This window comes from Streptomyces sp. NPDC058401, assembly GCF_042722885.1.
Classification (GTDB): Bacteria; Actinomycetota; Actinomycetes; order Streptomycetales; family Streptomycetaceae; genus Streptomyces.
On the sequence record NZ_JBHXKA010000005.1, the window covers coordinates 30,820 to 56,144 of the forward strand.

Here is a 25,325-nt window from a genome sequence, read left to right on the forward strand (position 1 = left end):
CCGCGGCTTTGTTAATACCACACTCCCTGCCCCCCCGCGCCCCCCCGCACCGCCGGCCCCCCTCGTGACGAGGCGGGCCGGCGGCAATCACGGGTGCGGGACGCCCCGTTGGCGGGGACGTCCCGGGGGGATCAGGGGCAGGTGGCCAGGAGGATGGAGACCACCGTGCAACTGGCGGTCGCGCTGTCGTTGAGCGGGTTGGGGTCGGTCGGCGCGGACGCCGTACGGGTGGCGGAGACCGTGACGCGCCCCAGCGAGAGCAGGCCCAGCGGTACCCGGAACGTCTTGCTGGCGGTGGCGCCGTTGGCGATCGTCCCGTAGGCGCAGGTCACCGTGGACCCGGCGGACGTGCAGCCCGGGGACAGGGTGTTGGCGGACGCGCCCGCCGGCAGGCTCGCGGTGAGCGTGGCCGAAGTGACGGTACCGGGACCGGTGTTGCGGGCGGTCAGGGTGTAGGTGAGGTAGGGGACCAGCAGGCTGAAGCCGGGCTGTGCGGTCAGGTCCACGTCGAGGTCGGCGGGCGGGATCTGGTACGTGTACCGGCCCGCGCCGGTCACGGCGCTGGTGCCGCCGGGCGTGGTGACCTGTACGTCCACCGGGCCCGCGGAGTGGGCGGGCGCGGTGGCGGTGCAGGCCGTGGGGGTGCAGGAGAGATGGGTGCCCGGGTTGCCGGCCCCGAAGACGATCGCGGTGGCGCCGTCCAGGCCCGTGCCGCCGACGGTGACGACCGTACCGCCGTCCGTCGTGCCGGTGGAGGGGCTGAGCGAGGTCACCACGGGGACGGGGACGTAGGTGTAGCGGCCGGCGGGGGACGGGTCGCTGGTGCCGCCGGGGGTGGTCGCCCGGACGTCCACGGTCCCGGTCCCGGCCGGAGCGGTCGCGGTGCACGAGGTCGCGGTGCACGTGACGCCGGTGGCGGGGTTGCCCGCGCCGAAGGTGAGGACGGCTCCGGTCAGGTTGGTGCCGGTGACCGTCACGGCCGTACCGCCGGCCGCGGGTCCGGCGGCCGGGCCGACGGCCGTGACCGTGGGCGGGAGCGTGAAGGCGAACACGATGCGCCCGTCACCGGAGTTGGCCCCGTCCGCCAGGGTGACGGCGGAACCGGGGACCGTCCCGGAGACCAGGCTGGACCCCCCGCCGCCACCTCCTCCGCCACCGCCGGTGGAGCCGTATCTGCCGCCGGCCCCGCCCCGGCCGCCGCCGCCGTAGCCGGCGCCGCCGCGGCCGCCGCCGCCCGTGGGGCTGAACACGCCCTGGCCGGAGGCGCCGCCTGAGCCGTTCGGGTAGGCGCCCGCGGAGCCGTTCGGGCCCTCGTTGTCCGCGCCGTTCCCGCCCGTCCCGCCGGCTCCGCCGGCCGTGTCGGTGCCCGGGCCGCCGCCGGTCCCGCCTTCGGCGTCGGGGACCAGGCCGTTGCCGTTGGCTCCGGCCCGGCCGCTGTCACCGCCCGCCGCTCCCCGGTAGGCGGGCGAGCCTATGCCGGCCCCGCCCGCCCCGCCGCCCGAACCGGCTGTCAGCAGCGGCACGTTGGTGTCGGTGGTCACCGCGACCAGGGCGCCGCCGAATCCCGGCACGCCGAACTGCGCGCTCGGCGTTCCGTTGGCGCCGCGCCGGCCGACGGTCACGGCGAAGACCTGCCCGGGCGCGGCGGGGAGCGTCGCGACGAGGTGCGCGCCCTTGCCCCCGGCGGTGCCGTCCGCGGCGTTCCCGCCCCCGGCGCCGTCCAGGGTGACCACGCCACTGGAGACGCCCTCGGGCACGGTGACGCTTCCGGAACCCCCCGCCGTGCAAGTGATCGTCGTCGTGGCACCCACCAGGACCGGGGCGCCGCACACCCCCTCCGCCGATGCCGGGGGCGCCAGCACCGTCAGACCGCCCGCGGCCAGCGCCGAGGACGCGGCCACCGCCAGCAGGCGTCGCCGCCACTGGGCGCGCGGACCATGTAACACAGCAGTCGAAGACATCGAAGTCTCCCCCTCTCGCCTCCGCCCGGCAGCGGCCGGAGTCGCATACTCCCGGGAAGCCGCGGCCGGACGCTCCCGTACGACGAACCGGTACGCGGTGTCGTCCGGCGGTGCCGCCCGTTCGCCGGTATTCCAGGGGCCGTTGGAAGGACGGCGGCCCAGTGATACCGGCGGAAGCATCGCAGTGGCCGGGGCGCGACGGGCACCAAATGCCGGATCGTCCCGCCAAACCGTTGGAAACCCCGAAATCAGCCACCGCACTCGTACGAATTTCCGAGAGGATGCGGGGTTGAGGTGTCGGCTTGTCGGGGTCCCGGCGTGTCGTCAGCCGGTGGGATCGACGAGATGGGCGCCGTTGTTGCGGACGTTGTTGACGGCGGTGGAGACCGGGGTCACCGCGAGCCGCCCGCCCGCGGGGGTGTGGAGCAGGGCGCGCAGGTCCGTGGTGTCCTGGTGCGCGGGGTCGAGCCAGGCCTCGTAGTCGCCGGGATCGAGCGCGAGCGGCATGCGGGGATGGATGCGGCCCGCCGCGTCGGTGGCCTCGGTGGTGATGATCGTGGCCGTGGTGAGCCAGGCTTCCGGGTCGTCCCGGTCGGCGACGGCGGGGTCGCGCCAGAACTCGTACAGACCGGCCATGGCCATCACCGAGCCGGTCTCGGGCCGGATGAAGTAGGGCTGCTTGTAGGCCTTGGCCGTACCGGTGGCGGGTACGGCCACCCACTCGAAGAAACCGTCCGCGGGCAGCAGGCACCGGCGCTTGGCCAGGGCCCGCCGGTACGCGGGCTTCTCGTGCACGGTCTCCACCCGCGCGTTGATCATCCGCGACCCCACGGCGGGGTCCTTGGCCCAGGACGGCACCAGACCCCACCGCACCGGACGCAGCTGCCGCCCGAGCTCGCCGGTGTCCCGGTCGGCGCGCTCCAGCACCGCCCACACCTCGTCGGTGGGCGCGACGTTCCACGAGGGCCCCAGCTCCCGGCCGGGATCGAGCCGGGCATCGAAGAGTCCTGCGAGGTCCTGCGGCGCGCGGGAGGAGGCGTATCGACCACACATGCCTCCACTGTCCCACCCTTCGGGGGCGGGGCGGGGCAGAGCCCGCCGATCCGGGGCGGTGCGCGACGGAGAGCCGGCGGAGTGCCGGCGGAGTGCCGTCCTTCCGCGGCTTCGGCGGGGACTGACACCTCACCCCCGGGTGGAGACCGTCACCCGGTCCACCCGCATGGGGTGGCCCGGTTCGGTGTCCGGGCCCGGGGCCGCGCCGTCGGCCAGGGGGAGGCCGCCGCCGATGGCCACGTTGAGGATCAGGAACAGGCCGTGGTCCACCGCCCGCTTCCACGTGTCCGGGTCCATCTGCGAGGCGGCCACCCGGTGGTGCACGCGGCCGTCCAGGTACCAGCGCACCTCCTCGGCGCCGGGGGAGCGGTCGACCTCGACGGCGTACGCGTGGAAGCCCGTACGGCAGTCACCGCACGGTTGCGGGCCCGATCCCAGGCCTGCCGGTTCCCGGCACGGGCCGCCTTCGAGGACGCCGCAGTGCATGGTCGCGAACACGCTGTCCCGGCCGTTGACCGATTCCATGATGTCGAGCTCCCCGACGCCCGGCCAGCCGGTGTACCCGTCGCGCAGCGGGGCCCCGAGGGTCCAGAACGCCGGCCAGTAGCCGGCCGCCTTGGCTCCGGTCACCCCGGGCAGGGCGATCGCGGCCTCGATCCGCAGGGTCCCGCCGGCCGGGGCCGCGAAGTCGGAGCGCCGGGTCTCGATGCGGCCCGAGCTCCACGCGCCGCCGGTGCGGGTGGGGACGATCTCCAGTGCGCCCTTGCCGTCGAGGCGGACGTTGTCGGTGGAGTCGGTCATCGTCTCGATCTCGCCCGTCCCCCACTGGGGGGCGGGGCATCCCGGATAGCAAGTCCCGGTGTCGTGCAGCCAGTTCACGGAGGAGGGAGGGCTGCCCGCGGGGCCGTCGAACTCGTCCCGGAACACCTCGGTCCACCCGGCCGGCCGCGCATCCCCGGACGCCGGCGGCGCGGCCCCCGCCCCGCCGGCGGCGGGCAGCGACCCGGACTCCGTGAGCAGCCGCTCCAGCCGCCGGGTCAGCACGACGACCGCCGCATTGGTCAGGTGGGCGTCGTCCCGGTAGAGCAGGATGCGGTCCAGTACGGCCGGGCAGGTCGGCCCGTCGCCCGGGCACAGGACCGGGTTCACGCTCACGGCGCGCACGCCGGGCAGGTCGCCGGCGGCGATCCGGCGGGCCAGCGGATCGGGCTGCCGGGAGCTCGCACGGCTGAACGCGCAGGCGTCGGGCTCCTCGGGGCTGCCGGAGACGCACGCGGGGACGTCCGTACCAGGTACCGGGGTGTCCTCGATGTAGACGATCGGCGCACCGATCGCCCGCAGGGGTTCGAGGGTCTTCTCCCAGCCCTCGGCGAGCAGTCCGGAATCAGCGGTGTAGCGGTTGAGGGAGGAGATCACGATGAGCCGGGGCTTCGGCTGCTGCCGCAGCCGCTCCAGGCTGTCGGCGCGCCAGGTGTCGCACTCCCGGTAGGCGCGGCCGAGCTGGGGACTGTCCACGGCGAGCTGCGGCAAGGGGCAGCCCTGCTTCACCAACTCCTGTAGCGCCCAGCCCCGTTGCGAGGCCAGGGCCAGCGCCGCGGAGAACCACTGGCCGGCGTGCGAATCGCCGAGCAGCACGATCCGGTCCGGGCTGTCCACCGCGCCGAACAGGCAGTCCGGGCTGCGGGTCACGGCCGGGGCCACCTCGCAGTCCCCGTCCGGCGGGAAGTCCCCCCGCGCCTGCGCGGGGGCGGGTACGACCGGCCCCGCCCCCAGCGGCGCGGAGCCCGTACGGGCGAGCAGGTGCGGGCCTGAATCGGCGCCCGGGGGCAGACCGGCGAGGCGTACGGGCGTCGCCGGACCCAGCAGGTTCAGCGTCGTGGTGCCCACCACCAGCGCGAGCACCACGGGCAGGACCACGGCGGTGATGCCCACCGACAGTCCGCGGCGGGGGAATTCGGAGACGGTGCGGCTGCGGCGCAGCGGCTGCTCGACCCACCGCATGGTGGCGTAGGCGGGCAGGGCGGCGGCCAGGGTGAGCGCGGCCTTCACCGGCCAGTCCTGCGGGCCGAAGCGGGCCTCGGCGAGGACGAGCACCGGCCAGTGCCACAGGTACAGGGTGTACGAGAGCCGTCCGACGGCCCGGGGAACGCGGCCCGCGAGCAGCCGGCCGATGCCGAAGCTGCCCGGCGTGCTGCGCTCGCCCCGGCCGGGGATCGCGGCGAGGATGACGGCGGCCGCCCCCAGGGTCGGGACCAGGGCCGCGTAGCCGGGGTAGGGAGTGGCCTCGTCGTATGCCAGGGCGCTCCAGACGATGGCCGCGCCCCCGGCCCAGCCGCACAGCAGCCGCAGCGGGCGCGGGCCGCGCATGAGGTGCCAGGGCAGCAGGGCCACCAGTGCGCCGACACCGAACTGCCAGACCCGCGAGGGCGTGGCGAGGTACGCGAGGGAGGCCGACTGCTCCGTCCAGAGCAGGGACAGCGCGAACGAGGCGAGCACCAGCGGTACGGCGGCCAGGGCCACGGCGGAGCGCACGGCGCGCCCGCGGCGCACGGCCCGGGCCGTACCGAGCACGATCAGCGCGAGCAGGGGCGCCCACACGAGGTAGTACTGCTCCTCGACGGCGAGGGACCAGAAGTGCAGCAGCGGGCTCTGCTCGTGCCCGGCGGCGAGGTAGTCGGTCCGCTGTGCGACGAACCGCCAGTTGGCGGCGGAGAGGGCCGCCGCGACCACGTCCTGCTCCAGGTCGGCGCGGCGCAGCGGGACGGTCAGCCAGGCCCCGGCCAGGGCCACCGCGGCGAGGACGACGGCGGCGGACGGCAGGAGCCGGCGGGCCCGCCGGGAGAAGAAGTCCAGGAGCCGGATCCGGCCGGTGGTGATCGCCTCACGGGCGAGCAGGCCGGTGATGAGGTAGCCGGAGACGACGAAGAAGACGTCCACGCCGACGAACCCGCCCGCGAGCCCCGGAACCCCGGCGTGGAAGGCGAGGACCGCGAGGACGGCGACGGCGCGCAGCCCCTCGATGTCGGGACGGAACGCGGACCGGTGCGGGCTGGGCCCGGACTCGCCCCCGGAGGGCGCCGCGGAGGACCGGGTGCGGGGCGGCGCGGAGGGCGGGACGGGGACGGGAGCGGGGAGAGGGGCTGGGACGGGGGAGTGCATGGTGTTCGTGGAGCCTTTCAACTCAGCCAGGGAAGCATGGGGTTGACCCACCCGGATGCCACCAGGCCGGTGAGCAGGAGCACCGCCGAGGCGGCGAGGGTCTCGGGCCAGCGGCGCGGCAGCACCCCGCTGGGGGAGCGGCCGGCGAAGGCCCGTACGAGGCTGCGGGCGCGGGCGCGCCCCCCGGCCGGAGCCGCTCCGGCCGCGGCCGAGCCGTCCCGGGCGGTGCTGCGCCGGAGGTCCCGGGAAGCCGCCGCCGGGCGCAGCTCGGAGAACAGGTCCCGGACGAGGGGGCCGTTGATCTGGCACTGGACGAGGAAGTAGAGCAGCAGGCCCCAGTTGGGCTCCCAGCCGTTGCGGACCACGGCCAGCGCCAGGCCCGCCGCGGCGGCGCCGTTGGAGAGGACCAGCCAGACCAGGGAGACGCCCACCACCCGGCGGGCCATGCCGCCGGAACGGGCGGGGCCGCGGGTGCCGGTGGGCACCCAGTCGGCGCTGCGGCCGCGCAGGGTGTGCAGGAAGGCGGTGGCGGCGGCGACGCTCGTGAGGACGTTGGCCCGGATCACCTCCACCCGCCAGCGCGTCCGGCTGATCCGCGGCAGCAGCACGTGCCAGAGCCACAGCGGGGCGAGCAGCGGCAGGACGTGCCAGGGCCGGATGTCGTCCGGGTACCAGAACATCATCACCAGCGGCGGCAGCGGCGCCGCGAAGGTGTTCACGGCGGCGGCCAGGTAGCCGACGACGCCCTCGTAGAAGCACAGCCGCATCCGCCAGGGCGCGCCCATCTTGCGCAGCACGGGCGAGGTGAGCAGGTGCAGGTTGCCCATCGCCCACCGGTACTGCTGGTTGACGAAGGAGGTGACCTCGTCGGGGGAGGTGCCCTTGGCGACCAGCACCGGTACGTACAGGGTGCGGAACCCCTGCGCGTGCAGGGCGAGGCCGGTGTAGAGGTCCTCGCTGTGGTCGAGGCGGGCGAAGCCGCCCGCCAGGTCGATCGCGGCGCGCCGGTAGACGGCGTTGCTGCCGCAGCAGATGGCGGCGTCGCTGGCGTCCCGCGACGGCTGGATCCAGCGGAAGAACCACTCCTGGGCGGAGCCCGCGGCCCGCTGGATCCAGCCCATGCTCCCGTCGGTGTCGAAGCACTGCGGGCTCTGCACGATCCCCACGGCCGGGTCGGCCAGATAGGGCACGAGATGGCGCAGGAAGTCCGGCCGGGGCGCGAAGTCGGCGTCGAGGATGGCGATGTACTCGGCGCTGCTCAGTGTCAGGGCGTGATTGAGGTTCCCGGCCTTCTTCAGGTGCCCCCGGTCCGGCCGTACGACGTACTCGTACCCGTACGAGGCCGCCAGCGCGGCGACTTCGGGACGGTCGGCGTCGTCCAGGACCCAAGTGGTCAGCGCCCCGGGCCAGTCGACGGCCGACACCGCGCGGTAGGCGTTGTCCAGGACCGGCAGCGGCTCGCCACAGGTCGGCAAGTACAGGTCCACACCGGGCAGTCGGGCGGGCTGCCAGGCGCGGACGAGCACCTCGTGCGAGGGCCGGGTCAGTCTGCGCTGGCGCAGGCTGTTCACCGAGGAGAGGACGAGGGCGACGAGGTTGAGCCCGAGGACGGCGAGGAAGGCCCACAGGGCCGGAGTGCGCAGCGCGAAGGTGAACATGGTCGCCGCGGTGAAGACGAAGGCGAGGCTCGTGCTGATGAGGACCCAGCGCCGTTGCGGGCCGAAGTACCAGTAGAGCTCCTCGTCGGACGGAGGTTGCGGAAGATGATGAAAGGTCATAAAGCCCCCCACGGCTGTTTATGCGCCCGTTTCAGATGGCCACCATAGCGCCAGAGGTATAGACCATTTGTTTCTGCACGACCAACACGGGTAATCGGCCACGGGATTGGCGCATCTCGACCGGTCTAGACCTTTGTCTCGGTCATTCCATCGGCAGCGCCGCCTACCGCCGGGAAGATGCAGGTCACGGGGGAGTGAACAGACACCGAAGACTTGCGTGACCGGGCGGCCGCACGTCGCCCTCCCCGTAGGCCTTCCTCCTCGGCCTCCCCTTCGGCCTCCCCCGCGCGGCCCCAACCGGCTACGCTCTGCCCGTGCTTGAGGATCCGGACAGGGGAAGTGCGTACGATCCGCCCGAGTGGCACGCGCCGCCGAGGATGGTCGGTGGACACGTCGCGGGACCGGTGGTCATCGCCCGGACGGACGGGGTCGTGGTGGTGGCCCGGCACGTCCTGGCCTACCCGGCCGGGCTGGAGATCGAGATGGAAGCCCACGCGCGCGGCCCCTCTTCGCCTCCTGACCCGCCCCCTGACCCGCCGCAGCCTCCCGGCGGCCCGGTGTTCGACCCCGCGGACCTCACCGGACCCGCCTGGCCGTCCTTCCGCCTCCGGCTCGGTGACGGCGCTGTCGTGGAGCAGGACGACGAGACCGGACTGCGGGACGGGCGCGGCCCGGTGATGGTCGTCAGTGGGTACGAGGGCTCCTGGGGCGGCCCGGAGGGCGGCGGGGACGTACGCATGACGCTGTGGATCTGGCCGCTGCCGCCGCCGGACCCGCTCACGGTGTCGTGCGCCTGGCCGGAACGCGGACTGCGGGACGCCGCGCTGGTCCTGGACGGGGATGCGGTGCGCGCCGCGGCCCTCCTGGCCCGGCCGTTCTGGACCTGAGGGGCGCGAGACGCTGCCGGGTGCACGAGACGCCGCCGGGTGTGCGAGACGCTGCCGGTCGCACATTGCCTGAGGCGCCTGTGACCCGGTGCGTGAGCCGCCGCCCGTGCCGCGGGCGGAACCCGGGGGGTCTCAGGCCCCCTTGGCCATCGCCACCGTGTGGGCCGGGTCCTCGTACACCGGGTCGAGGGCCAGGAGGGCCCCGCCGCGGGCCGGAGCGGTGAAGCCGAGGGTGGACAGGAGGAGGCGGCAGCCGCCCGTGTCCGGGGCCATCACCCGTTCGGCCATCAGCCGCTCCACCCGCGGGGCCAGCCGGTCGCCGAAGTAGGTGAAGTAGCCGCCGAGCACCACCGCGCGCGGGTTCAGGACGTCCGCCAGCAGCGCCAGCCCGAGGCCGAGACCGTCGGCGACCCGGTCCAGGGCCTCCAGGGTGCGGGCGTCCCCGGCGGCCGCCCGGCCCTGGAGATCCGTCAGCCGGGCCTCCAGGTCGAGGGAGGGGTCGTGGACCGGATCCCCGGGGGCGGCGGCGTGCCGCAGCAGGGCCGTGAGCCCGACCATGGTCTCCCAGCAGCCCCGGCGCCCACAGGCGCAGAGCGCGCCGCCCGGGTCTAGCGGCATGTGGCCGATCTCCCCGGCGAACCCGGCGGCGCCCCGGTGGAGCCGGCCGCCGCTGATGATGCCGCCGCCCACGCCCGTCTCGCCGGTGACGTAGATGAGGTCGTGGATGCCGGCCGCGGAGGCCTCCAGGTACTCGGCCACCGCGCCGAGCTTGGCGTCGTTCTCCAGGCGCACCGGGGGAGCCCCGCGCCCCAGCCGGGCGCGGATCCCGCTGACCGCCCGGACGTCGTGCCAGCCGATGTTCGCGGCGTAGACCACGGTTCCCGCGGCGATGTCGACGACTCCGGGGGCGGCGACGGTGACCCCGGCCGTGCCGATCGCGGCGGCGTCGAGCACGTCGAGGGCCTCGCGGACCAGTCCGGCGGCGCAGTCCAGAACGGCCTCGGGGCCGGCGCCGCGGACGTCCATGGCGACCCGCCGCTCGAAGACGGTGTCCCCGCCCAGGGTCAGGGCGACGGCGGCCAGGTAGTCGACGTTGATCTCCAGCCCGATCCCGCACAGCGCGCGGCCGTCGATCCGGACGCTCTGGCCGGGACGGCCGACCGAGCCGTCCCGCTCGGCGTCCCCCTCCCGGATCAGGCCGAGTTCGATGAGCTCGGTGACCAGGCCGGTGACCGTCGGCCTCGGCAGCCCCGCGTCATCGGCGATCCGCGCGCGCGACCGCGGCCCGGCGTCGCGCAGGAGGCGCAGCACGAGGCCGAGGTTGGCCCGGCGGATGGAGGCCCTCCCGGCGGGCCGGGCCGGGCCGTTGATCACGACGGGGCCGAGGCCTGCGTCACCGCGTCCGCCTGCGTCACCGCCCCCGCGGCCGTCACCGCGCCCGCCGTCGTCGCCGCTGCGCTGCATGCTTCGCGGATCAGTCCTCACCGGTACTCCTCACTGCCGTCCCCGAGAGTCTGCCACCCGTGGGCCCGGGCCCCGTCTCCCCGTTCCGGAGCGGATCCGGCACGCGGGGTTGACGGGACCCTCATTAATTCAGATCCTAACCAAACTAATTGCTCGGCGGTGAGTCCGGCCGCGAGACCACGGTGAGGAGGCCGACGGCGTGAGCGCCCGGTACCACCTGAGGTTCCAGATCCATCCGTACGAAGGCACCGACGCCGTCGCGGCCACGGCGGCCGAACTGGCCAAGACCTGCACCGGCGCGGGCGTGGCCGAAGTGGTGCTGCTCCTCGGGGCCGAGGAGCATTTCACCGGACACCTCTCCGGCCCCGAAGAGGACCTCTGGTACGAAGCGGCCGCTCTCGCGCGGGAGATCCTCCTCGGCGCCGGCCTGGAGGTGAGCCTCAACCCCTGGGTGACCACCGGCCACGCCGACCGGGGCCGGTGCGACGCCCACGGCTTCGCCCCGATGGTCTCCCCGACCGGGCAGGTCTCCGCGGCCCAGGCCTCCTTCGCCTGCCCGCGCTGGCGCGCCTGGCTGACCGGGCACTACGGGCGCTTCGCCGAGCTGGGCTTCCGCGTGCTGTGGCTGGAGGACGACTTCCGCTTCCACAACCACGCCCCGCTGGACTGGGGCGGCGGCTTCGAACCCCTCATGCTGGACCGGCTGGCCGCCCTGACCGGACGCCCGGTCCCGCGACCGGAGCTGGTCGCCGCACTCACCGCCCCCGGACCCCCGCACCCGCTGCGCGCCCTGTGGCAGCAGGTCTGGCGGACCGCGCAGCAGGAGGTGGCCGCGCAGGTGGCCGCCGAGGTGCACCGCCGCTCGGGCGGCCGCTCGCGCACCGGGCTGATGAGCTCGGGCCTGGACGCCGCCTCCGTGGAGGGCCGGGACTGGGGCGCCCTCTTCGGGGCGCTGGCCCCCGGAGGCCGCGCCGTGCACCGCCCGCACTTCGCCCCGTACGCGGACGCGCCGGGCCGCGAGCTCGCCCGGCAGCTGTGGATGCCGGAACTGCAGCGCTCCCTGCGCCCGGAGTTCGTCGAGAGCGAGCCGGAGATCGAGAACTGGCCGCACACCGCCTGGTCCAAATCCGATGTCCAGACCTGGTCGGAGATGGTCGCCGCCCAGCTCTCCGGGGCCGACGCCCTCCTCCTCAACCTGCACCCCCTGCACGGAGCGCACCCCGCCCGCCACCCCCGGATCACCGAACTCCTGCGCCGCGCCCGGCCCGCACTCGACCTCGTCCACCGGCAGCACCCCCGCGGGCAGCGCACCCTCGGCGTCGGCCTGCCCTTCGCCCAGGACGCCGCGGCCCACGTACGGGCGCACGGCGGAGACCTGACCGAGCTGGCCGTCGACCCGGGCCCGGCAGCCGAGTTCCTGCTGCGCTACGGGGTACCCGTGACGGCGGAACCCGCCCCGGTCCAGGCCCTGTTCGGCCCGTCGGCCTGGGCCTTCGACGATCCGGCCGTACGGGACCTGCTGGCCGGGGGCCTGCTGCTCGACGGGACCGCCGCGGAGATCCTGCACCGGCGCGGCTTCGGCCCCCTCATCGGGCTGGCCGGGGCCGAACCGGTGCACCGCGAGGCCCCGGCCACCCCCGGCGAGCCGGGCCCGTACGCCACCGAGCACCTGTGCCCCGCCGCGGGCGAGGACCTCGCGGGGCTCCTCCTCAGCGTCAACACCCAACCCGCCCTGACCCGGCTCCGGGAGGCGCCCGGGGCGCAGCGGTGGAGCGAGGTCCGCACCCCGGACGGCCGCGCCTGGGGGGCCGGCCGCACCGTCTTCACCAACGCCCTCGGCGGACGCGTCGCCGTCCTCGCCGCGACCGAGCCCCACACCCTTCCGGCCGACGACCACGCGCAGCTGCTGCTGCACCGCACGGTCCGCTTCCTGGAGGGGGACGCGGCCCGGCTGCCCCTGGTGAGCGGCGGCCCGTACCTGATCCCGCACCTCTCGCACGCCGACGGCGTCACCACCCTCACCGTGGCCAACGGCTGCCAGGACCCCGCCCGGCCCGCGGTGGACCTGCCGGGTCTCCCGGGCACGGTCACGGCCACCGTTCTGGCGCCCCTCGCCGAGCCCCGCCCGGCGGGCACCGGCCGGCAGGGTCACACCCTGCGCCTGGACCCCGAACTGCCGCACCGGGGCTGGGCCGTCCTGCGCTGGTGACCCCGGGCCCGGCCCCGGCCGGGCCCCTTCCCGCCCCCTCGCAAGGCTCCGTACCGCCGCGCGAGGACCCGTACAGCGCCCCCCGCAAGGCCCCGTACCGCCCGCCCCGCTAGGACCTCGTACCGGACCCGCCACCAGGGAGCCCCATGAGACCGCTCCGCCCCACGTCCCTCCTCTGCGCCGCCGTCCTGGGCCTCGGCACCACGCTGATGGCCGGTACCGCGCCGGCCACCGCCACCGCCGCCGGGACCGTCACCATCGCCTCACCCGCCCTCGCCGTCCAGGTCGACACCGCCTTCCCCCGGGTCGTCCAGTACACCGACCAGGCCACCGGCGCCGTCCTCTACGGCAACGAGGACCCCCTCACCCAGGTCAGCCTCAACGGCTCCGCGCAGACCCCGACCGTGACCAGCAGCGTCGCCGCCGACCACGTCGACTACACGATGGCCTTCGCCAACGGGGACACCGTCAAGGCCACCCTCTCCGTCAGCGGCAGCGCCCTCACCTTCGCCGTCACCTCGATCGCCGACAGCGCCGTACCGGTCACCTCGCTGTCGATCCCGCAGCACAACCTCGTCTCGGTGCGCAGCTCCCAGCCCGGGGCCGCCGTCGAGACCACCCGGATGAACACCAACACCACCGGCACCGGGGACACCTTCACCCCCCTCACCTCCACCGCGGCCGCGGACACCGCCCCGCAGGGCGCCATGTACGCGATCCTCAACACCGGCTCCCTCGCCGCCTCGATCGCCACGAACTCGTACTACGACAGCCCCTCCGGCCAGAACGCGGCCGACAGCGGCCGGATCCAGAAGCAGACGGTGGCCAAGTCCGGCTACCGGCGGGCCGGTCTGTGGAGCGGGGACTGGCTGCACCGGGCCGCCGGAGCGCCGGGCACCGAACCGCTGCCGTACGCCAAGGTGGTGGTGACGGGCGACCGCAACGCCGACACCACCGTCGACTGGCAGGACGGAGCCATCGCCTTCCGCTCGATCATGACCAGCCCCCAGGGCTGGCAGGACACCGCCCGCCGCGTGGTGCAGCGCATCCCGTACAACTTCGCCTCCCAGGCCACGCACCCCTTCCTCCAGACCCTGGACGAGACCAAGCGCGTGGCCCGGGCCACGGACGGGCTCGGCCAGTTCGTCCTGCTCAAGGGCTACGGCTCGGAGGGCCACGACTCGGCCCACCCCGACTACGGGCTGGTCGGCACCCGGCAGGGCGGCGCCGCCGACCTGAACACCCTCATCGCGGCGGGCGCCGGCTACAACGCCGACATCGGCGTCCACATCAACGACACCGAGGCCTACCCGGTCGCCCGCAGCTTCGACCCGGCGCTCCTCAACAACGGCGGCGCCGACAAGGGATGGGACTACCTCGACCAGTCCTACCACCTGAACTACCGGCTCGACGGAACCAGCGGCAAGCGCCTGGCCCGCCTCCAGGAGCTCAAGGCGGTCGCCCCGGACCTGAAGTTCCTCTACGTGGACACCTGGTACGGCGACGGCTACACCTCCCAGGCCCTGGCCCGCGAGATCAACGGCCTCGGCTACCAGCTCACCACCGAGTTCCCCGACAAGTTCGAGGACCAGTCCCTCTGGTCGCACTGGGCCAACGACCTCAACTACGGCGGCAGCAACTACAAGGGCGTCAACTCCCAGGTGGCGCGCTTCATCCGCAACCAGCAGCGCGACGACTGGATCGCCGGAGACCCGCTCCTCGGCGGCGGCACCCTGACCGCCTACGAGGGCTGGCAGGGCACCAAGGACTTCACCAACTTCCTCACCACCACCTTCACCACCAACCTGCCCACCAAGTACCTCCAGGGCTTCACCATCCGCAAGTGGGCGGCGAACCGCATCGACTTCGACGGCGGGGTCAGCGCCACCCTGAGCGGCACCACCCGCACCATCAGCAAGGACGGCCACCCCGTCCTGATCGGCGACACCTACCTGCTGCCCTGGAACCAGGGCGGCGAGTCGAAGCTCTACCACTGGAGCGGTACGGGCGGCGCCTCCACCTGGAACGTGCCCGCGTCGTGGGCACAGAACGGCACCGCCAAGCTGTACCGGCTCACGGACCAGGGACGGGTCCTGGTCGGCGACCTCCCGGTGACCGCCGGCAAGGTCACCCTGACGGCCACCGCCAAGACCCCTTACGTGGTCTACCCGTCGGCCGCCCCCGCGCAGGCGGATGCCGGCTTCGGCGAGGGCGGCCCGGTCCGGGACCCCGGATTCACCTCCGGCGACCTCTCGAAGTGGACGGTCACCGGCTCCGCGTCCGTCACCCGCAACGCGGTCGGCCAGTCCCAGCTGACCATCGGGCAGGGCGCCACCACCGTCGCGCAGCAGCTCAACGGACTGACACCCGGAACGTACGCGGCGAGCGCGTACGTCTCCACCGCCACCGGACGCACGGCCACCCTGGCCGTGGCCCCGGCCGGCGCCGCCGAGCAGAGCGCGTACGCCACGAGCTCCCCGTACCGCAACAACGTCGGGGCGGACGAGAAGAACGGCAGCACCATGCAGCGGATGCGGGTGCTGTTCGACGTCCCGGCGGGACAGTCCACCGCCACTCTGGCCCTGCGCGCCGACGGCGCGGCGGGAACGGCCGCCTTCGACGACGTGCGCGTGGTGCGCACGGCCCGCAGCCCGCAGGGCGGCCACACCTTCGCGGAGGACTTCGAGAACGTCGACTCCGGCTGGTACCCCTTCGTCGTCGGCCCGGCCGGCGGCAGCACGGCTGACCCGCGCACGCACATCGCCCAGCGCAACGCCCCGTACACGCAGGCCGGCTGGAACGGCAAGCTGATCGACGACGTGCTCTCGGGCGCCAACTCCCTGAAATCCCACGAGGAACGGCCGGGGCTGCTCTACCAGACCATCCCGCAGACCCTGCGCTTCGAACCGGGCCACCAGTACAAGGTGACCTTCGCGTACCAGCAGTCGGTGGCCGGGGACTACGCCTTCACCCTCGGCGCCGGCACGGGCCAGGTCTCCTCCGATACGTTGCCGCAGGCCCGGACCACGAACACCTTCACCAAGACCTTCACGGCCGGGGTGGACGCCTGGATCGGCATGCGCAAGCTCACGGCGGAGACCTCCGACAGCGACCGGGACCTGGTGGTCGACGACCTCACCGTCGACGACCTCGGGGCCACGCTCTCGCCCGACCTGGCCCTGAACCGGCCGACCACGGCCTCCTCGGTCCAGTCGGCGGACTACCCGGCCACGGCCGCCACCGACGGCAGCCCCACCAGCCGCTGGTCCTCGGCCTTCGCCGCCGACCCGCAGTGGATCCAGGTCGACCTCGGCTCCGTCAAGAACGTGAACCGGGTGGTCCTCAACTGGGAGGTCGCCTACGGCAGGGCCTACAAGGTCCAGCTGTCGGACGACGGCACCACCTGGCGGGACGCGTACTCCACCACCACCAGCGACGGGGGGACGGACGAACTGACCGGGCTGAACGGCAGCGGACGCTACCTCCGGGTGACCGGCACCCAGCGGGCCACCGGCTACGGCTACTCGCTGTGGGCGGTCGAGGCGTACTCCTGACGGCGTCCGGTCCGCACGGCACGGAACCGGCCCCCATCCCCGCGAAGGGGGTGGGGGCCGGTTCGGTGTGGCGTTCGGGCTCGGGATCAGAAGCGGCTGGTGACCGTGGCTCCCGCGAAGACCTTGGCGGCGTGGAGGCTGATGTAGACGTAGCCGGCCGGGGGGTTCTTGATGGTGAGGGTTTCGGTGTTGGCGGCCTTGACGGAGCGGGCCGTGTAGTTGCTGGTGGTGGCCCAGGAGTCGGGGCTGTAGTAGAGGTCGGCGTTGCCGGTGCCGCCCGAGACGGAGATCTGGAGCGAGGTCGTGCCCGCCGGGACGTCCACGTAGAAGTGGCGGTAGTCGCCCGCGGCGGCGGCCACGCCCGAGCGCAGGCAGTTCTCGCCCAGCACCCGGGTGTCGGCGGCGACGCACTCGACCGGCGGCGGCAGGAGCCGGGCGGAGACGGTGGCTCCGGCGAAGGCCTTGGCGGCGTGGAGGCTGATGTAGACGTAGCCGGCCGGGGGGTTGTCGATGGTGAGGGTTTCGGCGTTGCCGGCCTTGACCGAGCGGGCGGTGTAGTTGGTGGTGGTGGCCCAGGAGGTGGGGCTGTAGTAGAGGTTGGCGTTGCCGGTGCCGCCCGAGACGGAGATCTTGAGCGAGGTCGTGCCCGCCGGGACGTTCAGGTAGAAGTAGCGGTAGTCGCCCACCGCGGCCGAGACGCCGGAGCGCAGGCAGCCGTCGCCCAGTACCCGGACGTCCGGGTCGGTGCACTCGGCGGGCCCGGAGGTGCCCACCGTCACGGCCTTGCTGGTGGTGGCGGTGGCGCCCTTGTTGTCAGTGACGGTGAGGGTCACGGTGTAGGTGCCGGCCGAGGCATAGGTCTTGGACGGGTTGGCGGCGGTGGAACCGGCACCCCCGTCACCGAAGTTCCACGAGCGCGAGGCGATCGTGCCGTCAGCGTCGGTGGAGGTGTCGGTGAAGCTGACCGCGAGGGCGTTCACCGCGGTGGTGAACCCGGCCACCGGGGCCTGGTTGGCCGGCGGGTTGGTGGTGCCGCCGCAGTCTCCGCCGGCGCACTTGGCCAGCCAGGCGGCGAAGTCCGCGTCGTAGCGGGTCCCGATGGTCGAGGTGAGCAGGGTGCGGGCGGCCGCCCAGTTGCCGGTGCGGTAATGGCCGAGCAGCGTGGCCACGTCCTGCGGGTGCGACTGCAGCAGGTAGCGGACCGCCAGGTAGCCCCACTGGTAGACGCGGGTGGAGTCGGAGTTGTCGTAGGTGGTGTCGAACAGCGTGCTGAGCTTGTAGGTGTTCTTGCCCGCCTCGGTGACGGCGCGGTCGTAGGTGACGCCCCGGTACGAGTACGAGATGTACTCCGCGAAGCCCTCGACCCACATCACGGTCGGGGTGGTCATGCCGGCGTCGAAGTCGCCGAACATGTCGAACCGGCCGTCGAGGTAGTGGGTGTACTCGTGGTTGAGGTTCCAGATCTGGAACTCCGGGCGGACCCACTCCGCCTCGTAGGCGATGAAGCGCGGCTGGTTCCCGGCGACCGACGGGTCGCCCTCCAGGTACATGCCGCCGTTGTCGGTGCTGATCCCGAAGATGACGCCGGCGTAGGTCTGGTAGTCGGCGCTGGAGTCGAAGGCCACCACCTCGAGCGTGGTGTTCTTGTCGTTCGCGACCGGGCCGCCGTCCTTGACCACGTTGTGGAAGAAGGCGTCCTGGTTGGCGAGGCTGGTGCAGCTCGCGGCGAGCTCCGCGGTGTTCATCTGCTGGGCGACGATGCGCAGGCTCGGGCTGCAGGTGTGATTGACCGTCAGGACGGCGGCACGCACCCGGGCCGACAGGTCACAGGTCCCGTAGGAGGAGCAGTTGGCCGCGTCGTACTCGGAGGTCATCTCGGCGAGCGGCACCCAGAGGGAGGCGGTCCGGCCGGTGATGGAGGTGCGGTCGAGCAGCTGCTTCACGAGCGGCCGGACGGTCGGCTGGAGCGCGGAGTGCTGGAGGAAACGGCCCAGTTCCCGTGCGGCGTTGGCAGTCAGGTAGGCCTTGTCCGTGCCGAGCAGGTTGTCGTGGGCGACGGCGAAGTCGCGCAGCACGGTCAGGATGCTCGGGTCGGCCTGTACCGCGGGCAGGAACTCGTCGGTCTGGTGGCCGCGGAACAGCACGGTGTAGGCGTTGTTGACCGCCGCGACCATCGACCAGGAGCTGTCGTACGAGGAGTTGTAGCCGGTCAGCAGACGCTTGACCACGGAGAGGTAGCGGGCGTTCTCCTGGGAGCTGTCGATCAGGATGACGGCCTCGGACAGGGTCGAGCCGTTGGCCTCGGTCACGTCGGCCGCGCGCGGAGCGGCGAAGAAGGTGTCCAGGGCGCCCTGGATGGAGCTCTTCAGGGCCGGGCCGTAGGAGCCGACGGTGGACTCGTTGTACCACTGCACGTAATAGCCGGCGCGCAGGAAGAGCACGAGCTGCCCGGTCTTGGAGCTGTTGTCGCCGGGGTAGCTCGCGGCGGAGGTGCGCAGGGCATCGGCCACCGAGACCATCTGCGCCTCGCGGAAGGCGGCCTTCGCGTCGTTGCCCTTGAGCAGGAACAGCGAGTTCACGCAGTCCATCTCGGAGGCCTTGATCTGCTGCACCAGCGCGGCGCCGGTCTTCGACGTGAAGTCCGCGACGTTGCAGGCCGCGGCCAGTGCCTCGGCGGCGGCAGCGGCGCCGGGCGTCAACTTGACCTTGGCCGAACGCTGTTCGGTGCGCGCAGGCTCCTTGGCTGCCCGGAGCGGAACGCGCTCGGACAGGTTCGCGTCCGGGCGCGACGCGTGCTCGGCCCGGAGGGCCGCAACGGCGGCGGCCTCGGTCGAGGGTTGCGGGGCGGCGCCCGTCTTGAAGACCGGCGCGGGGGTGGCGGGTTTCGGTTCGCCGGCGAAGGCCTGGCCGGCGGGGGCGAGCAGCGTCAGGCCCAGACTGCAGGCCAGTGCGGCTATCAGGGGCCGGGTGCGGCCCTTCGTGGTGGGGGTACTTCGCATGAGGGGTGGGCCTCCGAGCCGGTCTGCGGCCGCGCTGGCGACGCGGCGAGTGTGAGTGCGGACCGTGACGTCGACGGGAGTTGGTCGGGAGGTCAACTCTGTCGTGTACACGGCTATGCAGTGTGCGATGTAACATGGCACACATCACATGGCCCTGAAAATCCCCTGGGGGGAACTTTTCGGCAACAGCCCGCCCGCCAGGGCCGGATCCGGCAAGGTGTCCATCCGGTTCGCCCGGTCTCGTCCGTTTCGCCGCCGGGAGGCCGTTGGCTCCGTGGGAGCGGCGGTGGCTCCGTGGGGGCGGGCGCTGTTGACGCGGCGTCGGCGGGGCCGGCCCGCGGCCGGGGCTGCCGTACTGGTGCACCGGAGTGTGCGGAGGTGTCGTTCAGGTCTCCGCCGGAAACATCACGGGACCGGCGCGAAGCCGGCCCCGGTCACCTGCTCAGCTCGCCGGACGGAGCCCCACCCCCGGGGAGCTCCGCCGTGCGGCCGTGGGGCGGCCGGGTCAGGCCTCCTGGCCCGTCGAGGCGAGGACGATCTCGCGGATGGTCACGTTCGGCGGCTGCCGGTAGGCGTAGGCGATGGCCTCGGCCACGGCGCGGGGATCCAGAGCCCCGCCGGCGGACTTCTTCCAGACCTCGTAGTCGCTCTTGATCCGCTCGTCGCTCGTGTGGGAGAGCAGCTCGGTCTCCACGGCCCCCGGGGCGATGGTCACCACGCGCACGCCGGAGGAGGCCACTTCCTCGCGGAGGTTCTCCGACATCGCGTGCACGGCGAACTTCGTTCCCACGTAGGCGACGTGGTTCGGGAAGGTCTTGCGCCCGGCCACCGAGCCGACGTTCACGATCGTGCCCCCGCCCCGGGCGATCATGCCGGGCAGGACGGCCCGGGTGGCGTAGAGCAGCCCCTTGACGTTCAGGTCGATCATCCGCTCCCACTCCTCCACGGGCTGGTCCTCGATCCGGCCGAGCAGCATGGAGCCGGCGTTGTTCACCAGGCCGTCCACGGGGCCGAACCGCTCCTCGCCGTCACGGACCGCCGCCTCGACCGCCGCCCGGTCGGTGACGTCGACCTTCCGGCAGAGGGTGTCCGGCAGCCCGAGCTCCTCCAGCAGCTCCAGGCGGCGCGCCAGCAGCAGCAGGGGGTGGCCCTCGGAGGAGAGCAGGCGCGCGGTGGCGGCGCCGATGCCGGAACTGGCACCGGTGATGGCGACCAGGGGCTTCGTCATGGGAACTTCGTCCTTTCCTGATGACTACAGGCGAATCGCGTGAATGAGATGAATCGTGCCGTTTTGCGAATACCCAGGAGAGCACCCCCGGGCCCTCCCCACGCGCAAGCCCACGCGCCCGGCCACGCCACGTCGAACGGGCCCGGCCACCGCATGCGGCGTACTCCGGCCGGCGCCATACTGGGCTGCGTGAGGCGTACTCGTACGGTCTTGCTGTGCATCGCCGGTCTGATGGGCGCGGCCCTCCCGGCGGGGACGGCCGCGGGGACGGCCGCGGGCCTGGAGCCGGCCGCCGCACCCCCGGGGGCCTGCGTGAAATCCCCCGGCCCCGCCCGGGGCGACGCGCTGAAGGTCCTCACCATCGCGCAGCAGGCCCAGAAGGAGTTCGGCCTGAACTCCGTGGTCCTGCGGGTGTCCTCCGGCGACGGCGAGGTGCTCACCACGGCCCTCGGTGAATCGATGACGGGCGTCCCGGCCGAGCCGGCCATGCGGTTCCGCACGGGGTCCGTGGCCATCGTCTACATGGGCGCCGTACTGCTCCAGCTCGTCGACGAGGGCAAGGCCTCCCTCGACGACCCGGTGTCCCGCTGGCTGCCGGACGTGCCGCACGGCTCGGAGATCACCCTGCGCATGCTGGGCAGTTCGACGTCCGGCCTGCACGACTACGTCACCGACCCGGCGTTCCTCGCCGAGCTGGAGGCCAAGCCGTTCCGTGCGTGGACGGCGGCCGAGGTCATCGGCATCGCCACGGACAAGCCGCTCCTCTACGAGCCGGGCACCAACTGGAGCTACTCGCACGCCAACTTCAACCTGCTCGGCGAGGCCCTGGAGAAGATCAGCGGCCTCCCGCTGGACCGGCTGCTGAAGGAGCGCGTGTACGCGCCGCTCGGCCTGACCGGCACCAGCAACCAGTCCACCCCGCAGATCCCGGAACCGGTCCTGCACGCCTTCACCTCGGAGCGCGGCACCTACGAGGAGTCCACCTTCTGGAACCCCTCCTGGACCACCACGCCCGGTGCGGTCCTCGTCCAGAACATCTGCGACCTGGACCGCTCCGCGCGCGCCATCGGGACCGGGCAGCTGCTGTCCGCGAAGTCCTTCAAGACCCAGCTCGATCCGGGCACCATCGGCCTCGGCCACCCGACGACCTCCTGCCCGGACACCGTCTGCCTCCTGACCAACACGGCGGCCCACCACTTCGGCCTCGGCGTGATCGTCGTCAACGACTGGATCCTGACGAACCCGTCCTTCTCCGGGTACGCGGCCATCCAGGCCTACCTGCCGTCGGAGAAGCTCGCCCTCTCCGTCACCGTCACCCAAGGCCCCAAGAGCCCCGCGGGCAACTCGGCCCAGACCATAGCCGAACGCATCTCCGCGGCCCTCGCCCCCGGACACGAGCTGAAGATGCGCTGAGCCACCGGGGCTTGGGGTTGGCCCGGCACCGGATCGCTACGATGCCGCCATGATCCTCTCCGCGCCAGAGCCGCTCATACGGGTCCTGTACGACGCGTCCCGTCCGGACCTGCGCGACGCGTCCCGTCCGCGACCGGTCCGCCTCTACGTCTGGGAGCCGAGCCGTACGGAGCCGGACGCCCCCGCCCCGCTCGTCTTCGTCTCGCACGGCACCGGCGGCTCGGGCAGCGAGATGCGGTGGCTGGCGGACCCCCTGCACGCCGCGGGATTCCGGGTGGTGGCCCTCGACCACCACGGCAACAACTTCGTCGACGGCTACGAGCCGGAGGGCTTCCTCCACGTCTGGGAGCGCCCCCGGGACATCTCCTTCGCCCTCGACGTGCTCGCCGGGGAACAGCCCCTCGGCCCGGTCGGCGTGGCGGGCTTCTCCATCGGCGGCTACACGGCCGCTGCGCTCGCCGGAGCCCGCGTCGATCCGCGGATCCTGTGGGCCGTGCTGACGGGCGAGCTGCCGCTGCCGGAGATTCCCGAGTTCCCCGGCGTACTGGAGGCCCTGCGCGCGAAGTACCCGCAGGAGGAGGCCGCGCGGCGCACCCTGGAGGGCGCCGGGGGAGACCTGTCGGATCCCAGGATCCGGGCCGTCTTCCAGGTGGCCCCGGGAGTCGGCTCCCTCGTGACCCGGGAGAGCCTGGAAGCCGTGACGGTTCCGGTCTCCATCCGCTGGGCCGGAGCGGACACGATCACCCCGTACGAAGCCGACACGCGGCCCTACCTGGAGGGCATCCCCACCGCGACCGGCCGCTCGATCGGTGTGGCCGTCGTGCACGACGACTTCTTCGCCCCGGAGCCCGCAGACCCGACCGCCAAGGTCCGGGCCGGCGAGGAGGCCGCCGCCTTCTTCCTGGAACAGCTCGTCTGACCGCTTCCTGGAGCAGATGGTCTGACCCGCTTCCTGGAGCAGATGGTCTGACCCGCTTCCTGGAACAGCTCGTCTGACCCGGTCCGCCGCCGCCCGCGGACGCTGCCGGACCGGGTGGGTCACAGGCTCGCGAACAGGCCGTCGAGCGGCTCCGGCACCTGACCGGGGCCGAGGGCCTCGACGAGGACCCGGCCGTAGCGGATCTTGCGGCCCTTCTTCGTGCCGAGGAAGCGCCGCACCTGCTGCTGCGCCGCGCGGCCCTGCTGTGCGGGCTGGCGCAGGAAGGTCTGCAGGGCCCGGTGGTCCCCCTCCTCCCGGACGAGCTCCTCCACCCGGGGCACGCCCAGCGCACGGATGAGCTCGTCCTCCAGATCCGCCGCGCAGACGAAGAACCCCTGCGGCCGCGCACCGGCCCGCTCCCAGCCGCGCACGTAGAAGCCGCACTCCGCCTCGTCGCACAACCCCGTGAGACGCAGCCCCAGCCCCCGCGGCCCGAGGAACCCGGCGAAGCGCGCGACGCTCATCGCGCCGCCCATCGGCAGGACGCAGACCCCCTCGGCGGCCAGGTCCCGGCCGCGCCGCGCCGCCAGCGCGTCTACCGCTTCGGCGTCGCTCGCCCCTTCGAGGAGCACGACGGTCCGTACGGGCAGCCGCACGGCCAGCTCGCGCGCCACGGCCGCCGCTTCCCCCGCGACCCCCACGTCACCGAGCCCACCCGCGTCACCGGCCGCCCACGCGGTCACCGCATCCCCGAACGCCGCCATGTCTCCCATGGGGGCGAGTCTGGTCCCCTTCCCGCCGGCGCGGTACACATTTTTCCCCCGGGGAGGCCGCCCGCCTGCGGGGACCGCCCGCCGAGACCACCGGCATCCCACGCCCACGCCCCCGCACCGCCCCCGCACCGTGCACCCTCCGCCCGTCCGCGCGGACCCGGACGATCGACCCTAGGATGGACGGGAACCGGGCGCGGGCGGCCCGCCGCGACGCCGCCAGTCCAGCCCGCCCGGGTGGGAGAGCCATGACAGAGGCCGTCGTCACCGACACGGCGAGGACCGTGATCCTGACCGTGGACGACGATCCGGGAGTGTCCCGGGCCATCGCCCGCGACCTGCGACGACGCTACGGCTCCGGCTACCGGATCGTGCGGGCCGAGTCCGGGGAATCCGCACTGGAGGCCCTGCGCGAGCTGAAGCTCCGCGGCGACCTCGTGGCCGTGATCCTCGCCGACTACCGCATGCCGCAGATGAACGGCATCGAGTTCCTCGAAGAGGCCCTCACCATCTACCCGGGCGCGCGCCGCGTCCTGCTGACCGCCTACGCCGACACCAACGCGGCGATCGACGCGATCAACGTCGTCGACCTCGACCACTACCTCCTCAAACCGTGGGACCCGCCCGAGGAGAAGCTCTACCCGGTCGTCGACGACCTCCTCACCGCCTGGCGCACCGGCGACCACCGGCCCGTGCCCGCCACCAAAGTGGTCGGACACCGCTGGTCGGCCCCCTCGTCGGCCGTGCGGGAGTTCCTCGCCCGCAACCAGGTCCCGTACCGCTGGTACTCCTGCGAGGAACCGGAGGGACAGCGACTGCTGCGTGCCGCAGGCGCCGACGGACAGCGGCTGCCCGTGGTGATCACCCCCGGCGGCAGCGTGCTGATCGAACCGGACGCACCCGACCTCGCCGCCCACGTCGGACTCGCGACCACCCCGACCGCCGAGTTCTACGACCTCGTCGTGATCGGCGGCGGCCCGGCCGGCCTCGGCTCCGCGCTGTACGGGGCCTCCGAGGGGCTGCGCACCGTACTGGTCGAGCGCTCGGCGACCGGCGGACAGGCGGGGCAGAGCTCCCGCATCGAGAACTACCTCGGCTTCCCGGACGGGGTCTCGGGCGCCCAGCTCACCGAACGGGCCCGCCGCCAGGCCGGCCGGTTCGGCGCCGAGATCCTCACCGCACGCGAGGTCACCGGACTGGAGGTGAACGGCGCGGCGCGCCTCGTCCGCTTCTCCGACGGCTCGGCGATCGGCGCCCGGAGCATCATCCTGGCGACCGGAGTCTCCTACCGGCAGCTCGTCGCCCCGGGCTGCGACGGCCTCACCGGCCGCGGCGTCTACTACGGCTCCTCCCTCACCGAGGCCACCTCCTGCCTGGAACAGGACGTGTACATCGTCGGCGGCGCCAACTCCGCCGGACAGGCGGCCATGTACCTCGCCCGCGGCGCCAAGTCGGTGACGCTCCTGGTCCGCGGGGAATCGCTGGCCGCGTCCATGTCGTACTACCTGATCCAGCAGATCGAAGCGATGCCGAACATCACGGTGCGCACCCGCACCACCGTCGAATCGGCGCACGGAGACGGCCACCTGGAGCAGCTCACGCTGCGCGACGTGGACACCGGCGCGACCGAACTAGTCGACACCCAGTGGATGTTCGTGTTCATCGGCGCGGCCCCGCTCACCGACTGGCTGGACGGTACGGTGCTGCGCGACGACCACGGCTTCATCCTCGCCGGACCGGACCTCACCCCGGACGGGCGCCCGCCGGCCGTATGGGAGCTGGACCGGCCGCCCTACCACCTGGAGACCAGCGTGCCCGGAGTCTTCGTAGCGGGCGACGCGCGCGCCCGGTCGGCGAAGCGGGTCGCGTCCGCCGTCGGAGAGGGAGCCATGGCCGTGATGCTCGTCCACCGGTACCTGGAGGAGTCGTGA

The 25,325-nt window shown here is 73.3% G+C and carries 14 protein-coding genes; 6 read left to right on the forward strand and 8 right to left on the reverse strand.

Translation table 11 applies throughout. The features are described from left to right. Positions 1 to 131 precede the first annotated feature (131 nt). The 4 genes from ACFWNV_RS03035 to ACFWNV_RS03050 all read right to left on the reverse strand — a co-directional run bounded on the left by ACFWNV_RS03035 (position 132) and on the right by ACFWNV_RS03050 (position 7,951). Positions 132 to 1,946, reverse strand: a complete 1,815-nt coding sequence (locus ACFWNV_RS03035; protein WP_383939601.1) for an IPT/TIG domain-containing protein — start codon at positions 1,944 to 1,946, stop codon at positions 132 to 134. A 339-nt stretch (positions 1,947 to 2,285) separates the two neighbouring features. Continuing rightward, entirely contained in the window at positions 2,286 to 3,014 is a 729-nt protein-coding gene (locus ACFWNV_RS03040; RefSeq protein ID WP_383939604.1) for an SOS response-associated peptidase, read from the reverse strand. A 129-nt stretch (positions 3,015 to 3,143) separates the two neighbouring features. After that, a complete protein-coding gene (locus tag ACFWNV_RS03045) occupies positions 3,144 to 6,173 on the reverse strand; it encodes an SGNH hydrolase domain-containing protein (protein WP_383939606.1) in 3,030 nt (1,009 codons plus the stop codon). Between the two features lie 17 nt (positions 6,174 to 6,190). Continuing rightward, positions 6,191 to 7,951 carry a glycosyltransferase family 2 protein gene (locus ACFWNV_RS03050; RefSeq protein WP_383939609.1) on the reverse strand — a complete coding sequence of 587 codons (1,761 nt, stop codon included), beginning with the start codon at positions 7,949 to 7,951 and terminating at the stop codon, positions 6,191 to 6,193. 314 nt (positions 7,952 to 8,265) lie between these two features. On the opposite strand from ACFWNV_RS03050, the gene ACFWNV_RS03055 reads away from it, so the two are divergent. After that, positions 8,266 to 8,838, forward strand: a complete 573-nt coding sequence (locus ACFWNV_RS03055; RefSeq protein WP_383939611.1) for a hypothetical protein — start codon at positions 8,266 to 8,268, stop codon at positions 8,836 to 8,838. A 132-nt stretch (positions 8,839 to 8,970) separates the two neighbouring features. Here ACFWNV_RS03055 and ACFWNV_RS03060 read toward each other — a convergent pair whose 3' ends face one another. Beyond that, positions 8,971 to 10,323 (reverse strand): ROK family protein, encoded by a 1,353-nt coding sequence (locus ACFWNV_RS03060; RefSeq protein WP_383939614.1) that lies wholly within the window; start codon positions 10,321 to 10,323, stop codon positions 8,971 to 8,973. 178 nt (positions 10,324 to 10,501) lie between these two features. Here ACFWNV_RS03060 and ACFWNV_RS03065 point away from each other — a divergent pair, with 178 nt between their 5' ends. Together ACFWNV_RS03065 and ACFWNV_RS03070 are read left to right on the forward strand one after the other, a co-directional pair. Beyond that, entirely contained in the window at positions 10,502 to 12,511 is a 2,010-nt protein-coding gene (locus tag ACFWNV_RS03065; protein ID WP_383939616.1) for a hypothetical protein, read from the forward strand. Positions 12,512 to 12,657: 146 nt separating this feature from the next. Further along, a complete protein-coding gene (locus ACFWNV_RS03070; RefSeq protein ID WP_383939619.1) occupies positions 12,658 to 16,065 on the forward strand; it encodes an endo-alpha-N-acetylgalactosaminidase family protein in 3,408 nt (1,135 codons plus the stop codon). 86 nt (positions 16,066 to 16,151) lie between these two features. Here the strand turns inward: ACFWNV_RS03070 and ACFWNV_RS03075 are convergent, their stop codons facing one another. Further along, positions 16,152 to 19,064, reverse strand: coding sequence for a collagenase (locus ACFWNV_RS03075; protein ID WP_383939622.1), 2,913 nt, complete (start codon positions 19,062 to 19,064; stop codon positions 16,152 to 16,154). 505 nt (positions 19,065 to 19,569) lie between these two features. Further along, positions 19,570 to 20,292, reverse strand: coding sequence for an SDR family oxidoreductase (locus tag ACFWNV_RS03080; RefSeq protein ID WP_383939624.1), 723 nt, complete (start codon positions 20,290 to 20,292; stop codon positions 19,570 to 19,572). Positions 20,293 to 20,481: 189 nt separating this feature from the next. On the opposite strand from ACFWNV_RS03080, the gene ACFWNV_RS03085 reads away from it, so the two are divergent. After that, positions 20,482 to 21,705, forward strand: a complete 1,224-nt coding sequence (locus ACFWNV_RS03085; RefSeq protein WP_383939627.1) for a serine hydrolase domain-containing protein — start codon at positions 20,482 to 20,484, stop codon at positions 21,703 to 21,705. Between the two features lie 49 nt (positions 21,706 to 21,754). Continuing rightward, positions 21,755 to 22,624 (forward strand): alpha/beta hydrolase family protein, encoded by an 870-nt coding sequence (locus ACFWNV_RS03090; protein WP_383939630.1) that lies wholly within the window; start codon positions 21,755 to 21,757, stop codon positions 22,622 to 22,624. Between the two features lie 119 nt (positions 22,625 to 22,743). Here ACFWNV_RS03090 and ACFWNV_RS03095 read toward each other — a convergent pair whose 3' ends face one another. Beyond that, a complete protein-coding gene (locus ACFWNV_RS03095) occupies positions 22,744 to 23,397 on the reverse strand; it encodes a TOPRIM nucleotidyl transferase/hydrolase domain-containing protein (RefSeq protein ID WP_383939634.1) in 654 nt (217 codons plus the stop codon). Positions 23,398 to 23,642: 245 nt separating this feature from the next. On the opposite strand from ACFWNV_RS03095, the gene ACFWNV_RS03100 reads away from it, so the two are divergent. After that, the gene (locus ACFWNV_RS03100; RefSeq protein WP_383939637.1) at positions 23,643 to 25,325 is read left to right on the forward strand and encodes an FAD-dependent oxidoreductase; all 1,683 of its coding nucleotides are present in this window, start codon (positions 23,643 to 23,645) and stop codon (positions 25,323 to 25,325) included.